Source organism: Micrococcus sp. H39-S4, assembly GCF_027158145.1.
GTDB classification, from domain to species: domain Bacteria; phylum Actinomycetota; class Actinomycetes; order Actinomycetales; family Micrococcaceae; genus Micrococcus; species Micrococcus luteus.
This window is the reverse complement of sequence record NZ_JAPVLT010000004.1, coordinates 118,757-133,534: the sequence shown is the minus strand read 5'-3', so window position 1 is coordinate 133,534 and position 14,778 is coordinate 118,757. Positions and strand designations below refer to the sequence as shown.

14 protein-coding genes and 1 tRNA gene are annotated in these 14,778 nt (G+C 73.7%); 4 read left to right on the top strand and 11 right to left on the bottom strand.

Annotated elements, in window-relative coordinates:
- Positions 1-90 precede the first annotated feature (90 nt).
- Complete coding sequence (gene trhA / locus O3T09_RS05690) at positions 91-810, top strand: PAQR family membrane homeostasis protein TrhA (RefSeq protein ID WP_078025759.1); 720 nt, start codon at positions 91-93, stop codon at positions 808-810.
- A gap of 156 nt (positions 811-966) precedes the next feature.
- Here trhA and O3T09_RS05685 read toward each other — a convergent pair whose 3' ends face one another.
- Positions 967-1,371, bottom strand: a complete 405-nt coding sequence (locus O3T09_RS05685; protein WP_036384966.1) for a hypothetical protein — start codon at positions 1,369-1,371, stop codon at positions 967-969.
- Between the two features lie 48 nt (positions 1,372-1,419).
- Entirely contained in the window at positions 1,420-2,412 is a 993-nt protein-coding gene (gene mca, locus O3T09_RS05680; RefSeq protein ID WP_269295422.1) for a mycothiol conjugate amidase Mca, read from the bottom strand.
- 115 nt (positions 2,413-2,527) lie between these two features.
- On the opposite strand from mca, the gene O3T09_RS05675 reads away from it, so the two are divergent.
- The 3 genes from O3T09_RS05675 to O3T09_RS05665 all read left to right on the top strand — a co-directional run bounded on the left by O3T09_RS05675 (position 2,528) and on the right by O3T09_RS05665 (position 4,463).
- Complete coding sequence (locus tag O3T09_RS05675; protein ID WP_098093465.1) at positions 2,528-2,974, top strand: DUF4307 domain-containing protein; 447 nt, start codon at positions 2,528-2,530, stop codon at positions 2,972-2,974.
- Between the two features lie 258 nt (positions 2,975-3,232).
- Positions 3,233-3,727 (top strand): transcription elongation factor GreA, encoded by a 495-nt coding sequence (gene greA / locus O3T09_RS05670; RefSeq protein WP_060973861.1) that lies wholly within the window; start codon positions 3,233-3,235, stop codon positions 3,725-3,727.
- A gap of 97 nt (positions 3,728-3,824) precedes the next feature.
- Positions 3,825-4,463, top strand: a complete 639-nt coding sequence (locus tag O3T09_RS05665) for a GPP34 family phosphoprotein (RefSeq protein ID WP_036316333.1) — start codon at positions 3,825-3,827, stop codon at positions 4,461-4,463.
- A gap of 10 nt (positions 4,464-4,473) precedes the next feature.
- On the opposite strand, the gene ilvA is transcribed toward O3T09_RS05665, so the two are convergent.
- The 9 genes from ilvA to eno form a co-directional block, all read right to left on the bottom strand.
- A complete protein-coding gene (gene ilvA / locus O3T09_RS05660) occupies positions 4,474-5,805 on the bottom strand; it encodes a threonine ammonia-lyase (protein ID WP_070709175.1) in 1,332 nt (443 codons plus the stop codon).
- Positions 5,805-7,022 carry an AI-2E family transporter gene (locus O3T09_RS05655; RefSeq protein WP_070709173.1) on the bottom strand — a complete coding sequence of 406 codons (1,218 nt, stop codon included), beginning with the start codon at positions 7,020-7,022 and terminating at the stop codon, positions 5,805-5,807. Before O3T09_RS05655 ends, ilvA begins: the two co-directional genes overlap by 1 nt.
- Positions 7,019-7,990 (bottom strand): aldose 1-epimerase family protein, encoded by a 972-nt coding sequence (locus tag O3T09_RS05650; RefSeq protein WP_036339976.1) that lies wholly within the window; start codon positions 7,988-7,990, stop codon positions 7,019-7,021. Before O3T09_RS05650 ends, O3T09_RS05655 begins: the two co-directional genes overlap by 4 nt.
- A 121-nt stretch (positions 7,991-8,111) precedes the next feature.
- The gene (locus O3T09_RS05645) at positions 8,112-8,987 is read right to left on the bottom strand and encodes a Bax inhibitor-1/YccA family protein (RefSeq protein ID WP_036339974.1); all 876 of its coding nucleotides are present in this window, start codon (positions 8,985-8,987) and stop codon (positions 8,112-8,114) included.
- Positions 8,988-9,170: 183 nt separating this feature from the next.
- Positions 9,171-9,247, bottom strand: a tRNA-Leu gene (locus O3T09_RS05640).
- 91 nt (positions 9,248-9,338) lie between these two features.
- Positions 9,339-10,754 (bottom strand): NAD(P)/FAD-dependent oxidoreductase, encoded by a 1,416-nt coding sequence (locus O3T09_RS05635; protein ID WP_036339972.1) that lies wholly within the window; start codon positions 10,752-10,754, stop codon positions 9,339-9,341.
- Positions 10,755-10,807: 53 nt separating this feature from the next.
- Positions 10,808-12,406: a DUF501 domain-containing protein gene (locus tag O3T09_RS05630; RefSeq protein ID WP_269295421.1), complete on the bottom strand. Its 1,599-nt coding sequence runs from the start codon at positions 12,404-12,406 to the stop codon at positions 10,808-10,810.
- 50 nt (positions 12,407-12,456) lie between these two features.
- Positions 12,457-13,263 (bottom strand): FtsB family cell division protein, encoded by an 807-nt coding sequence (locus tag O3T09_RS05625; protein WP_102708598.1) that lies wholly within the window; start codon positions 13,261-13,263, stop codon positions 12,457-12,459.
- Between the two features lie 137 nt (positions 13,264-13,400).
- The gene (eno, locus tag O3T09_RS05620; RefSeq protein WP_036339963.1) at positions 13,401-14,678 is read right to left on the bottom strand and encodes a phosphopyruvate hydratase; all 1,278 of its coding nucleotides are present in this window, start codon (positions 14,676-14,678) and stop codon (positions 13,401-13,403) included.
- Positions 14,679-14,778: the final 100 nt, after the last annotated feature.

Here is a 14,778-nt window from a genome sequence, read left to right as displayed (position 1 = left end):
CGGACGGTCCTGCGAGCCTCCAGGATACGCGCGCGGCACACAGCGACCATCCCGTGCCCCGGCCCCGGGCCGACCGACGACAATGGAGGCATGGACCCTGTGACACCCCTCCGCGAGACCGACGCCGCCCGTCGCCTGCGCTGGCGCATCGAGCGCATCCGCGACCCCGACCATCCGCTGTACAAGCCCCGACTGCGCGGTTGGATCCACGCGGTCATGGCGCCGCTGACGCTGGCGGCCGGCATCGTGCTCATCGTGCTCGCGCCGACCGCGACGCTGCGGTGGGCCAGCGCGGTCTACGCCGTGACGGGCCTGCTGCTGTTCGCGGTCTCGGCGACGTACCACCTGGTGCAGTGGAACGAGGTGGTCTCCCGTGTCCTCAAGCGGTTGGACCACACGAACATCATGCTGGTCATCGCCGGCACCTACACGCCGCTCTCCCTGGCCCTGCTGGCTCCGGACCGGGCGCGCGTGCTGCTCACCCTGGTGTGGGTGGGGGCCGTGGCCGGCGTCGCGTTCCGGGTGCTGTGGACGGACGCGCCGCGCTGGCTCTACACGCCGGTGTACGTGGCCCTCGGGCTGGCGGCGCTGCTCTACCTGGGCGACTTCTTCGCCGCGGATGCGGCGGCGGGGTGGCTGATCGTGGCCGGCGGCGTCGCGTACATCACGGGCGCGGTCTGCTACGCGCTGCAGGCCCCCACGATCCACCGCGAGTGGTTCGGCTTCCACGAGCTGTTCCACGCCTTCACGGTGGCCGGCTTCGTGTGCCACGCCGTCGCCATCTACCGGGCGGTGCTCGTCGTCGCCTGAGCGTGTCGGGGACGGGAGTCTGCGCCCCGCCGGGCAGCGCCGAGGCCCGCAGACGCGCCGCTACGTCCATGCCGTAGCGGCGCGTCTGCGGGCCTCAAGGGTTCGGGCGTGGAGTCTCCGGCGTCGAGTCTCGGGCGTGCACGGGCCCGACGACGGTCAGTCGCGTCCGGTGTCCGGGGCCTGGGGCTCCGGGGCCGGCTCCTGGAGGTACCCGGGGTACTTCTCCTGCAGGCGGCGCAGCCGGTCCTCGGAGTCCGCGTCCAGGTGCTCGCCGCCCGCGCGGACCTCGTCCGGCAGGTGCTGCTGATGGCGCTCCACGAGCATGGCCTCGGCCTCCGGGGAACGCTGCTGGACGCGGCGCACCGAGCGGACCATGACGCGGAGGACGATGATCGCCATGACCACCATGAGCGCGGTGAACAGGAACCCCTCGATGCCGGGGGTGACCTCCGCCTCCTCGAGCCCGGGGCGCAGCGTCGGCTCCGGGACGGCGGGCACCGGCGCGGGGCTCGCGGCCGCGAGCGCGGTGAGGACGAGGGGAAGGCCAGACAGGGGTGTCACGCCGCCCCACTCTACCGGCCCCGGCCGCACGGCCCGAGCCGGGGCGACTCAGCGCAGGCCGGCGAAGAGGTCGTGCTCCGGCAGCTCGGAGGGCACGCGCGAGTCGATCAGCGCGAAGTCCTCCCACGGCCAGGCGCGCCGCTGCAGGTCGTGGGGGGCGTCGAAGAACATGCCGTCGGGGTCGATCTGCGTGCGGTGCGCCCGCAGGGCGGCGTCGCGCTCGTCGAGGAAGCCGGTGACGTCCACCTGCGTGGTGACGTCGTGGTCCGCGGTGACCCACGGCGGGATGACCTCCGGGTCGGGCACGTCCTCCCCGGCTTCACGGCGGCGCAGCACCTCGCGCATCGCGTCCATCGCGTCGAACATCATCAGGCGTCGGGCGAACGGCACGTCCTCGCCGTCGGCCTCGGCCACCGCGGCCATCGTGCGGAACTTCCGCGGGTTGAACCCGCAGTCGTAGTAGACCTTCGAGACCTCCCACGCGGGCCCGGCCTCGGGGTACTCGTCCGCGAGGCCGGCGGCCCGGTAGGCCTCCATCGTCACGGCGTGGGCCTGCAGGTGGTCCGGGTGCGGGTAGCCGCCGACCTCGTCGTAGGAGATGAGCACGTGCGGGCGGAACCGGCGCACGAGCGAGATCAGCGGGGTCGCCGCATCCTGGAGCGGGACCTCGGCGAAGCAGTTCGCCGGGAGGGCGGGCAGCGGATCCCCCTCGGGCAGGCCCGAGTCGAGGAAGCCGAGCCAGGCGTGCCGGATGCCGAGGATGCGCGCGGCCTCCGCCATCTCCTCGCGGCGCACGGCCGCGATGTCCCGGTCGGCCCGGGTGGTGTCCCCGAACGACGGGTTGAGCAGGGTGCCGGCCTCGCCGCCGGTGCACGTGACGACCATGACCTCGGCCCCGGCCGCCGCGTAGGCGGCCATGGTGCCGGCCCCCTTCGAGGACTCGTCGTCCGGGTGGGCGTGCACCGCCATGAGGCGCAGCCCGGTGGAGGGCGGCAGGGCGGTGCCTGCGGCGGGCTGGGCCTGGGGGGTCTGATCGGCCACGGGGATCGCACACTCCTGTCCGGATGGCGGGGCCGCCGCGGGGGCGACGGCGTGAGGGGGCTGGGCCGACGTCCTTATCGGCCTCCGGCGGCGGGCAGCGGCTAGGGTGGAGGGGATGTCCCACCACGCCCCCGCGGTCCGCGCGCAGGACCCCACACTAGCCAACCGGTACGGCACGGACCACACGCGTCCGGACCGTCGTCGGCTGTGGGCGGGCCTCGGCGGGCTCGGGCTGGTCGTGGCCGTGCTGCTGTCCGTGTGGATCGGCCTGAACATGTCCGTGGGCGCCATCGAGTACAAGGACGTCGGCTTCACCATCGAGGACGACGGCCACGCGACCGTCACCTTCCAGGCCTCCGTCCCGGAGGGCGTCCAGGCCGAATGCGATGTGCTCGTCACCGACTCCCACGCCGCCCCCGTCGGCTTCCGCACCGTCCGCCTGGAGACCCTGCCGGCCGACCGGCGGGACTCCCCCTCGGACGCGCAGCAGCGCTACACCGTGGACGTGCGCACCGTGGTGCGGGGCGACTCCGGCGTCGTCGAGACCTGCCGCAAGGTCTGACCCCTCCCGGAGTGCTCCGCCCTCGGCGAAGCGGCCGCCGTTGGTGTGACGCACGCCGCCCGGATAGACTCGTCGGAGCATTCCCGCCCCGCCGGTGAGTCAGGCAGGCGTCGCACGGAGCCCTCGGGTCACGCGCGTCCTCCTGATCGGCGGGGTCTTTCGCATGCGGGCGCGTCCGCCGGACGCGGATCGCGCGCCAGACCCGGTGCGCCGCGCCCCGGACTCCGCATCACCCGAGACAGAAAGGCGGAACAGAGCATGACCACCAGCCAGTCCGACGCCCCGTGGCTGACCCAGGAGGCGTACGATCGCCTCTCCAAGGAGCTCGAGTACATCTCCGGTCCCGGCCGTCAGGAGATCATCGAGCGCATCGAGGCCGCCCGCGATGAGGGCGACCTCAAGGAGAACGGCGGCTACCACGCCGCCCGCGAGGAGCAGTCGAAGAACGAGGGCCGCATCGCCGAGCTGAAGCACCTGCTCGAGACCGCCCGCGTGGGCGAGGCCGCCGAGAACGACGGCGCCGTGCACCCGGGCACCGTGGTGACCGCCGTCGTCGCAGGCGACGAGATGACCTTCCTCTTCGGCAACCGCGAGATCGCCGCGGACGACGAGTCGCTCGAGGTCTACTCCGAGCGCTCCCCGCTCGGTGAGGCCATCAACGGCGCCAAGAAGGGCGACAAGGTCTCCTACACCGCCCCGAACGGCAAGGACATCAAGGTCGAGGTCAAGGACGTCCAGCCCTACTCCGGCTGACCCTGCCCGGCTCCGACGGCGGCCGCGGTCCCCCCGAGGGGACCGCGGCCGCCGTCCGTCCCGGACCCCACCGCGCCCCCGTTGCTACTCTGGCCCCATGCTGACCGTCGAGAAGGCACACCTGCTGCTCACCCGCGAGGACGGGTGCTCCGAGAGCCCCTCCCACCACCGCGTTGCCCTCGCGGCCGCCGCGCTGGCCGACCACCGGTCCGCCGGGATCGTGACCCTCGAGGACGTCCCCGTGGACCGGGCCCGCGTGCTCGTGACCGCGGCCGGCACCACCGGCGACCCCGTCCTGGACTCCTCCCTCGGACAGGTCGACGCCCTGGCCGGCCGACCGCTCGTGGCCACCGTGGCGGCCGGCAAGCCGGACCTGCGCAAGGCCGTCGTCGCCCATCTGACCGAGACCGGCCGCCTCACCGAGCGCAAGGCCTTCCTGGCCACCCGGCACGTCCCCCGCGGCACCGAGCGCGCCGAGCTGCTCGCGCACCTGACCGCCGTCGTCCTGGACGAGGCAGAGCCCTCCGACGAGGACGTGCTCCTGCTCGGCGTGCTGCAGCACCTCAACCTGGCCCGGCGCCTGCTGCCGGGCGCCCACGAGCGCTATGACCGTCGCGAGATGGTCCGTCGCATCGAGACGCTGACGCGCGAGGACCTCCTGGTCCAGGCCGTGCGCCGCGCGGTGGGCGGGACCTGCGGCACCATCACCGCGGCCGCCGCCGGCTCCGTGGCCTGAGCCGGCCCGGTCAGGGCAGCGGGGCCGGGCTGTAGCCGGCCCCGCGCAGCGCCTCCAGGACCTGGGCGGAGTGCTCGGCGCCGCGGGTCTCCATGTCGATCGTGATGTGCACGCCGCCCATGGACAGCTCCGGGCCGACGCGGGTGTGGTCCACGCGCACCACGTTGGCGTCCGTGTCCGCGATGATCCGTGAGATCGTGGCCAGCTCGCCCGGGCGGTCCCGCAGCGGGATGCGCACGGTCATGTAGCGCCCCGCGGCCGACAGTCCGGCCTGGATGGACTTCAGCATGAGCATCGGATCGATGTTCCCGCCGGAGAGGATCACGGCGGTGGTGCCGAGCTCGAAGCCCAGGTCCGCCGTGCGGCCCGCCAGCAGGGCGGCCACCCCGACGGCGCCCGCCGGCTCCACCACGAGCTTGGAGCGCTCGAGGAGGTGGACGAGGGCCGCGGCGATCTCGTCGTCCGTGACGGTCACGACGGCGTCCACCAGCTCGGCGGCGATCCGCAGCGGCAGGGCCCCGGGCTTGCCAACGGCGATGCCGTCCGCGATGGTGGACACGCTCTCCAGCACCTGGACGCGGCCCTCCTCGAGGGAGCCGGGGAACGCGGCGGCGGTGGCCGCCTGCACCCCGATGACCCGCACCGTGCGCCCACGACGCCGGGCGGCCTCCTTGAGGGCCACGGCCGTGCCGGCGATGAGTCCCCCGCCGCCGATGCCCATGATCACGGTGTCCACGTCCGGCAGCACGTCGAGGATCTCGAGGCCGACGGTGCCCTGGCCCGCGATGACGGCCGGGTCGTCGAACGGCGGGATGAACACGGCACCGGTCTCCGTGGCCCACCGCTGCGCCTCGGCGAGGGACTCATCCACGGTGGAGCCGTGCAGGACGACCTCGGCACCGTGGTCCCGGGTGGCCTGCAGCTTGGGCAGGGCCACGCCGTGCGGCATGAAGATGCGGGCGCGGATGCCGAGCTTGGCGGCCGCGAGGGCGACGCCCTGGGCGTGGTTGCCGGCCGATGCGGCCACGACGCCGCGGCCGCGCTCCTCCTCGCTCAGCTGCGCCATCCGCACGTAGGCGCCGCGGACCTTGAACGAGCCGGCCCGCTGCAGGTTCTCGCACTTCAGGTGCACGTCCGTGCCCACGGCCCGTGAGAGCGCCCGGGAGTGCTGCAGCGGGGAGCGCTCGGCGATCCCGCGCAGCGTCTCGCGCGCCCGCTCGATCTCCTCGAGGGTGACGGGCAGCTCTGCCGGGGCCGGCGGACCGTCGGCGGGCCGCACCCACCGGGGCGACGGCGTCGGTCCGGTCCGGTCCGGGGTGTTCGTGGCCTGCGCCGCGCCCATCAGGCGTCGTCCCCGTGCCGGGTGCCCGCGTCGGCCTCGGAGGCGAGGGCGGCGTCCTCGTGCGTCGAGGGGCGGTACCGGTGGGAGCCGGCCGCCTCGTCCTCCGCGCCGCCCGGTTCGAGGGCGTGGTCCGTCCGCTCCGTGAGCTCCTCCGGCACGTCCGCGGTGAGGGCGCGGACGAAGCTGTTCACGAAGGCCAGCACCGGCACGGCGAACACGGCGCCCGCCAGCCCGAAGACGGTGGACCCGGCGGCGACGGCCAGGAACACGGCCAGCGGGTGCAGCGCGACGGCCTTGCCCATCACGAGCGGCTGCAGGACGTTCGACTCGATCTGCTGCACGAGCAGCACCACGCCCAGCATGAGCAGCGCGTTGACCAGGCCGTTGGACATCAAGGCCAGGAGCACCGCCATCGCGCCGGTCAGGGTGGCGCCGATCATCGGGATGAACGAGGCCAGGAACACGAGCACGGCCAGCGGGATGGCCAGCGGCACGCCCAGGATCAGGGCACCGATGCCGATGCCGACGGCGTCGATGAACGCCACGAAGATCTGGACCCGCACGTAGGAGCCGAGCGACTGCCAGCCCGAGCGGCCCGCGCGGCCCACGGTGGCCCGGTGCGCCTTCGGCACGAAGATCAGCAGGAAGCGCCAGATGCGGTCGCCGTCGTAGAGGAAGAAGATCAGGGAGAACAGGGCGATGAACAGGCCCGCACCGATGTTGACGGCCGTGGAGCCGAACGAGACGGCGCTGTTTATGACCGTGGCGGAGTTGTCCCGCAGCGTCTGCCACAGGCCCTCCAGCCCGGCACCGGAACGGGGGATCTCCACGCCCACGCCGGCCAGCCAGGCGATCGCGTCGTCGACGGCCTGGCCCAGCTGGTCGCCCAGTTGGGCGAAGCCCTGGACGATCTGCTGACCGGCGAGCCCCATGAGGCCCACCACGACGACGACCAGCAGCAGCACGCACAGCAGGGCGGCCGCGACGCCCGGCACCTTGATGCGCCGCATCGCCTGGAACACCGGGGCCAGCAGGGTGGCCAGCAGCGCGGCCACGAGGATCGGGATCACCACGAGGCTCACGAAGCCCAGCAGGTACACCACGACGCCGATGCCGATGACGACGGCCACCAGCCGCCAGGACCAGGCCGCGGCCACCGTCAGCCCATAGGGCACGTCCTTGTTGATCTTGGTCTGGGCCGCCAGGGTCGAGCTCACGCGCGATCCTCCTCGTGTGGGTGGTCGGGGACATGGGGGGTCAGACCCCACTGGACGCTCCAGCGGGCGTGCGGGGCGAGCCGGTGCAGGCCCTCCCCCGAGTTCAGGGCGTCCGCGGGAGCGGTGAGCGGCTCCACCGCGAGCGCCGTGTCACGGCCGGGCAGCCGGTCCGTGACGAAGACGTGGGTGTAGGCGAACGCGTGGTCGGACCACAGGGTCACGGCCCGGCCGTCCCCGGCGAGCAGAGTCTGGCGGTGCCGGCCGTCGGCGTCCGGCGTCAGGCCGGTGAGGCACACGTCCAGGGCGTCCTCGCCCACGGCCCGGCCGCGGCGGAAGTCCAGGTCCGTGCCGTCCACCGGCAGGGTCTCCACGGGGATGAGGTCCTCCCCCGTGCGGATCCAGGCGTCCGCGGGCACACGCAGGCTCAGCTCCGCCGTCGGGACGTCCCCGATCCGCAGGAACGGGTGGGCGCCGACCGCCACGGGCACGGTGGCGTCCGTGTGGTTCTGCACCTCGGCGGTGACGGTGAGGCCGCCGTCCGCCTCGAGCTCGTAGGTGACGCGGTGAGTGAGCCGGAACGGCCAGCCGTGCTGGGGGTGGATCTCACCGCGCAGGGTCACCGCGTGGGCGGAGAACGTCTCTGTGACGAAGTGGGTGTTGCGCAGCAGGCCGTGGCTGGCGTGGCCGCGCGCGGGTTCGGTGACGTCCAGGCGCTGCTCGACGCCGTCCAGGATCCAGCGGGCGCCGGCGACGCGGTTCGGCCACGGGCTCATCTGGATGCCGTTGGCGGCGGGCGGGACCACGTCCTGGCCGTACGGCTCGGTCAGGTCCACGCCGGCCACGCGGTACCTGCGCAGGGCACCGGCCAGGCCGACGACGACGGCCTCCGCGGACCCGCGGTGCAGGCGGTGCTGGGTGCCGGTGGCGTCCGGGGCCCCGAAGGCGGGCAGGTCGCTGGTCTCGGTCACGGGACCTCCTGAGTGGCGGCGAGGGACCCCCTCAATCTACGCCCTCGCGGACGCAGACCGCCCCGGCCCTGTGCAGGACCGGGGCGGCGGTGCGGGTCTCCGTGCGGGGACGGGGCGCCGGTCAGTCGTTGCCGCGCAGGATGGAGAGGATGCGCAGGATCTCGACGTACAGCCAGATCAGGGTCACGGTCAGGCCGAAGGCCACGGACCAGGAGTACTTCTGCGGGGCGCCGTTCTTCACGCCCACGGCGGCCATCTCGAAGTCCATCGTCAGCGAGTACGCGGCCAGCAGCACGGCGATCGCGCCGATGATCAGGCCCAGGCCGCCGGTGCGCAGGTTCGCGATGCCCGTCCAGGTGAGGACCAGGTTGACGAGCATGAAGACGAGGTAGCCCAGCATGGCCGCCATGACGATCTTCGTCATGCGCGGGGTCGGGCGGAACTTGCCCGAGGTGTACAGGGCCAGCATCACCGCGAACACGGAGAAGGTGCCGAGCACGGCCTGCACCACGATGCCCGGGTAGGCGCCCTCGAAGAACGCCGAGATGCCGCCGAGGAACAGGCCCTCGGCCAGGGCGTAGAGCATGATCAGCACGGGCGAGGGCTCGCGCTTGAACGCGTTGACCAGGCCCAGCACGAGGCCGGCGATCGCGCCGATGATCATCAGGCCCGGCGAGAACCAGCCCACGGCGCCCGCCACCACGACGAGCACGAGCATCAGGCCGGTCTTGCCGACGACGTCGTTGAAGGTCATCCGGCCGGTCTGCTCCGGGCCGGCGGAGGGCGCGCGGAAGGCGTCCTCCATGGACTGCTGGTGCGCGTACTGCTGGGCCGCCTGGCCGGCGCCGAACGCCTGGGCCTGGCCGTACGGGCTCTGCTGCTGGCCGTACGGGGACTGCGCGGACTGCTGCCCGCCCTGGTACCAACCGGGCTGCGCCTGTCCGCCGCCCTGCATCTGCTGCTGGAAGTTCTGAGAGTTCATGACCGGATTCGCCACGGCTCGCTCCTTCGGGTCGAGTCGGCCCGGTCGCACGCCGCCGCAGTGAGCAGCGCTCGTGCCCCGGGGTTCAGCACGATCCTATCGGGATGTCTGCGTCCGCGCGCGGGGCGGAGCGTGGATCCGCGCCGGTTCACCGGCTGTTCACGGTGGGCGCAGAAGCGAGGCGCGCGGGGAGACGCGTGGTGCCCCCGGCGGGACTCGAACCCGCAACACGCCGATTTTAAGTCGGCCGCCTCTGCCAGTTGGGCCACGGGGGCGTGGCGGGCCCGTGGACGCGGGCCCGGGTGCGGACGACGCCGGCCCCGTCCGATGCACTCGGACGGGGCCGGCGGCCCGCTGGCTGCGGGATCAGCCCTTCGAGGACTCGAGGGCCCGCTGCCGCTCGAAGCGGCCGGGCTCGAGCTCGACGCCGGCGGCGCGGCGGAACGGGTTGAACGGGGTGTCCAGGCCCGCCACCGAGGTGGAGTCGCGGCCGAACAGGGTCTCGGCGACCCAGCCGGAGAGGATCCGGAAGCGGCGGTCCAGGGTGGGCATCGCGTAGGCGTGGTAGCCGCGGTGCGCCAGGAAGGCGGCCGGGCCGGAGATCTTCACGCCGAGCGGGTTGCCAACGCCCTTGAAGAAGCCCAGGCCGGCGACGGCGCCGAGCGACTTGTGCACGTACTCCTGCACCTCGCCCTCGCCGTGGCGGACGGCCATGTAGTTGGCGGCCAGCTGCTTGGCCTGACGGCCGGCGTGCTGGGCGTTCGGGACGCAGAACCCGCCGGGGCCCGCGCCGGTCAGGTCCGGGACGGCGCAGACGTCGCCGCAGCCCCAGGCGCCCTCGAGCACGCCGTCCTCCCCGTCCTTGACCTGGAGGGTGGGGGTGACCTCGATGCGGCCACGCGCCTCGACCGGGAAGTCGGTCTGCTTGGCGACGGCGTTGGCGGCCACGCCCGCGGTCCACACGAGGGTGTCGGCCCCGAACTTCTCCTTCTCGGACTTGTCCTTCATGTCCACGAGGGTCATGATCCCGTCCGTGGCGTCGCCCAGCGAGGTGTTGAGCAGGACCTCGATGCCGCGGTCCTTCAGGTGCTCCACCACGCCGACGGCCTGGTCCTCGCCGACCTCGGGCATGATGCGGCCCATCGCCTCGACGAGCACGATGCGGACCTCGGACTGGGACAGGCGCGGGTTGCGGGCGACGGCGGTGCGGATGAGGTGCTCCATCTCGCCCACGGTCTCGATGCCGGCGAAGCCGCCGCCGACCACCACGAAGGTCAGGGCGCGGCGACGGGCCTCGGCGTCCACCATGAGGGAGGCGGCGTCCAGGCGCTCCAGGATCTGGTTCCGCAGCGTCACGGCCTCCTCCACGGTCTTCAGACCGATGCCGTGCTCGCCCAGGCCCTTGATCGGGAAGACGCGGGTGGTGGCGCCGGCGGTCATGGCGATGTCCTGGTAGGGCAGCTCGAACTCGTGGCCGTCCTCGCCGCGCACGGTGGCCAAGCGGCGGGCGTGCTCCACCTTCACGACGGTGCCGCGCAGCACCTCAGCGTCCTTGAGATGGGTGGCGAGGTCCACGACGACGTTGCGCCCCACGATGTGGCCGCCGACGACCTCGGGCAGGAACGGCTGGTACGTCATGTACGGCAGCGGGTCCACGACGGTCACGACGCCGCCGCGGTCCTTGACCTTGGTCTGCAGCTCCTTCGCGAGCTGGAAACCGGCGTAGCCGCCGCCGACGATCAGCAGGCGCGGCTTGGGAGACAGTTCAGGAGTGAGAGACATACCGCCAGTCTACGCACGCACCGGCCCCGCCCCTCCATCTTCCGCCGCCGTGATCAGGACCGCAGCGAGAGCACGATCCCGTCCAGGATGTCGTGCTCGCTCGCCCAGGCCTCGGTGACGCCCGCGGTCTCGGCCACCCGCTCCAGGACGGTGCTCCACAGCAGCGCGCCCGCGCCGATCACGTCCACCCGTCCCGGGTGCATGAACCCCCGCTCGGAGCGCTCGGCCCGGGTCGCGGCCACGAGGCCCTCCGCCGCCGCGCGGAACTCCGCGATCGGCAGGCGCGCGCCGTGGATGGCCTCGGGCTCGTACGTGCTGAGCCCGAGGGCCTCGGCGGTCACGGTGGTCACCGAGCCGGCCACGCCGACTACGCGGGCCACGCGTTCCAGCGGCAGGCGGGCGGCGGCGTCGTCGAGGAGGCGGCGGGCGTCCGCGCGGGCCGCGGCGACCTCGTCCGACGTCGGGGGGTCGGAGCGCAGATGACGCTCGGTGAACCGCACGCAGCCCATGTCCAGGCTGACCGCGCCCACGACCTCGCCCGCAGGCGTGCCGACGACCAGCTCGGTGGAGCCGCCGCCGAGGTCCACGACGAGCACGAGGTCCTCCGGGCCCAGGTCCGCGGTCTCGACGGCGGAGACGGCGCCCGCGAAGGACAGGGCGGCCTCCTCGGCGCCCGAGACGACCTCCGGCTCGACGCCGAGCCGCTCCCGGACGCCGTCGACGAACGCGGCCCGGTTGGAGACGTCCCGGCTGGCGGAGGTGGCCACGAACCGGACCCGGCCGGCGTGGTGGCGCTGGACCAGGCGGGCGTACTCGTCCACCGCCGCGAAGGTGCGCTCCAGCGCGGCGTCGGAGAACGCGCCGGTGGCGTCCACGCCCTCGCCCAGGCGCACCACGCGCATCTCGCGCACGACGTCGGTCAGCGGCGCCGTCGGGTCGGCCACGGCGCCGGTGGTCTCATCCGTCCCGGCCGGCCGGGAGATCAGCAGGCGGATGGAGTTCGTGCCGCAGTCCACGCCGGCCACCGTGACCTCCTTGAGCGCGGCGACGCGTTCGAGGTGCCTCACGTGCCGGGACAGGTCCTTCGTGGGCACCGCCGCGGCCTCGTCCCACGCGCCCTCGCACGCGCAGACCTCGGGCGTCCACCACGGGGCCACCAGGGCGATCGCCTCGTCACCGAGCGGGTTCACCCCCGGCCCGGCCGCGAGCGCGTGGCCCACGAGGGCGTGCAGGCACTTCACGCGCTCGGGCATGCCGCCGGCCGAGACCCCGGCGATCTCCGGGACGGGCCCCGTGCCGGCCTCGGCCCCGACCCGGTCCCGCTCGGCGATGTAGGCCTCGTGCGCCGCGCGGTGCGCGGCCGCGAGCGCGGGATCCTGGGCGAGGCGGTCGTTCATGCGTGCCATCTCCCCGTCCGCCTCCACGCGCGAGACCGCCGCCGTCAGCACGGGGTGCGTCAGGTAGAAGGTCGTGGGGAACGGGATGCCGTTGGAGAGCCGCGGCGCGGTGGTGGCCACGAGGGGGTTGCCGCACAGGCAGCGGGCACCGATCTCCACGACGTCCCGGACCGGGCGGCCGAGCTGGCGGGACAGGGTGTCCAGGTCCTGCTCGGTGACGGTGCGGTCCTGGGCGGGGCGGGGGCTGACGGTCATGGTGTCCTCGGGGGTGCGGGGGTGGTGCGGGCGGGGGCGGGACGCGGGGCTCACTCGAGCCCGGCGCGGACGGCCGAGTCCCACAGGCCCTCGGCCCACGGCAGGCGGGTGTTGACGACCTCGTCCGCGTCGGCGGCGGGCGTGTCCTCGGTCTCGGTATCGGTGTCGGTCTCGGAGGGCCGCCCCGTCACGGAGTACAGGGTCTCCCCCGGCATGACCAGCTCGAGACGCTCGCGCGCCTGTTGGGTCACGTAGGCGGGGTCGTCCCACAGCTGGATCCGCCGCTCGTAGTCCTCGCGCTGGGCCTGCATGGCGGCGATCTCCTCGCGCGCGGCCGAGATCTCCAGCTGCTGGTTCAGGAACGCGCGCAGCGTGGGGGCCACCAGGACGGCGGCCAGCAGCAGCACGGCGACGACGATGAGCGAGCGGCCCGTGATCTGCCGGGCCGGCACCGGCTCCGGCAGCGGGGCCCGACGGCGGGCGGCCGTGGCGGCGGCGGACGCGGCGCGGCGGGGGGCGGGCCGGGTCCGACGCCCGGCCGGGCGGGCCGGCGCCGTCCGGCGCGGGGGTGCCGACGGGGACGCGGGGGCGGCGGGGGCCGTGTCAGCCCGGTCCGCGTCCGGGTGCCCGTCCAGGTGTCCGTGGTGACCGGCCTGGCGGCGCTCCTGGACGCTGTGCAGGTCGATGACCTCGGCGCCCGTGGCCGCGGGCGTCGGCGTGGTGGCCTCAGGGGTCGGCGTGGGCGCGTCCGCCTTCGGGGAGGCCGTCGTCGGGGCCGCCGGGGCGGCGACGGCGGTCCGGCGCGGGGCGCCCGTCGTCGGGTCGACACGGGGCACGCGGGGGCGGCGCGGACTCATCGCGGACTCCTTCGGACGCGTGGCGGGGACCCCCACAGCCTACTGCCCGCCCCTGGCAGGCTCCTGGCCACACCCGGGACGGACGCGGGCCCGCCCGGAGGGATCCGGGCGGGCCCGCGCGTCGTCGTCGGGGACGGTCAGCCGCGGAAGCGCGGGAAGGCGGAGCGGCCCGCGTAGACGGCGGCGTCGGCCAGGTCCTCCTCGATGCGCAGCAGCTGGTTGTACTTGGCCACGCGGTCCGAGCGGGCCGGGGCGCCGGTCTTGATCTGGCCGGCGTTGGTGGCCACCGCGAGGTCCGCGATGAACGTGTCCTCGGTCTCGCCCGAGCGGTGCGAGATCATGCAGTGGAACATGTGGCGCTGGGCCAGGGAGATCGCGTCGAAGGTCTCGGTCAGGGAGCCGATCTGGTTGACCTTCACGAGCAGGGCGTTGCCGGCCTTCTCGTCGATGCCGCGCTGCAGCCGCTCCACGTTGGTGACGAACAGGTCGTCGCCCACCAGCTGGACGCGATCGCCCAGCTGCGCGGTCAGGTGCTGCCAGCCGTCCCAGTCGTCCTCGTCGAGCGGGTCCTCGATGGAGACGATCGGGTAGTTGTCCACCAGCTCGGTGTAGTAGGCGGCCATCTCCTCGGCGGAGCGCTGCTGGCCCTCGAAGGTGTAGGAGCCCTTGGCGAAGAACTCGGAGGAGGCGACGTCCAGCGCCAGCGCGATGTCCTCACCCAGGCGGTAGCCGGCCTTCGTCACGGCCTCGGCGATGAGGTCCAGGGCGGCGCGGTTGGACTCCAGGGACGGGGCGAACCCGCCCTCGTCGCCCAGGCCGGTGGACAGGCCCTTCTCCTGCAGCACGGTCTTCAGGGCGTGATAGACCTCGGTGCCCCAGCGCAGGGCCTCGCGGAAGGACGGGGCGCCGATCGGGGCGATCATGAACTCCTGGATGTCCACGTTGGAGTCCGCGTGGGCGCCGCCGTTGAGGATGTTCATCATCGGCACGGGCAGCACGTGGGCGTTCGGGCCGCCCAGGTACTTGTAGAGCAAGAGGTCGGAGGCCTGCGCGGCGGCCGCCGCGACGGCCATGGACACGCCCAGGATCGCGTTCGCGCCCAGCTTGCCCTTGTTGGGGGTGCCGTCCAGGTCCAGCATCGCGCGGTCCACGGCGCGCTGGTCCGCGGCGAACTCGCCCTCGAGCTCCTCCGCGATGCCCCCGACGGCGGCGACGGCGTCCAGCACGCCCTTCCCGCCGTAGCGCTTCTTGTCCCCGTCACGGCGCTCGACCGCCTCGAACTCGCCGGTGGACGCGCCCGAGGGCACGGCCGCGCGGCCCAGGGAGCCGTCGGTGAGCAGGACCTCCACCTCGACGGTGGGGTTGCCGCGCGAGTCGAGGATCTCGCGAGCGTGGATGGCGTCGATCAGGGCCATGGACGGGTCTCCTTCAATCGAAGTCGGAAGTCGTGCCCGCGGCGTGGACACGGCCTCAGCCTAGCGGGGACCTCAGGTTCCAGTCGGCCGCGCGCCGGCG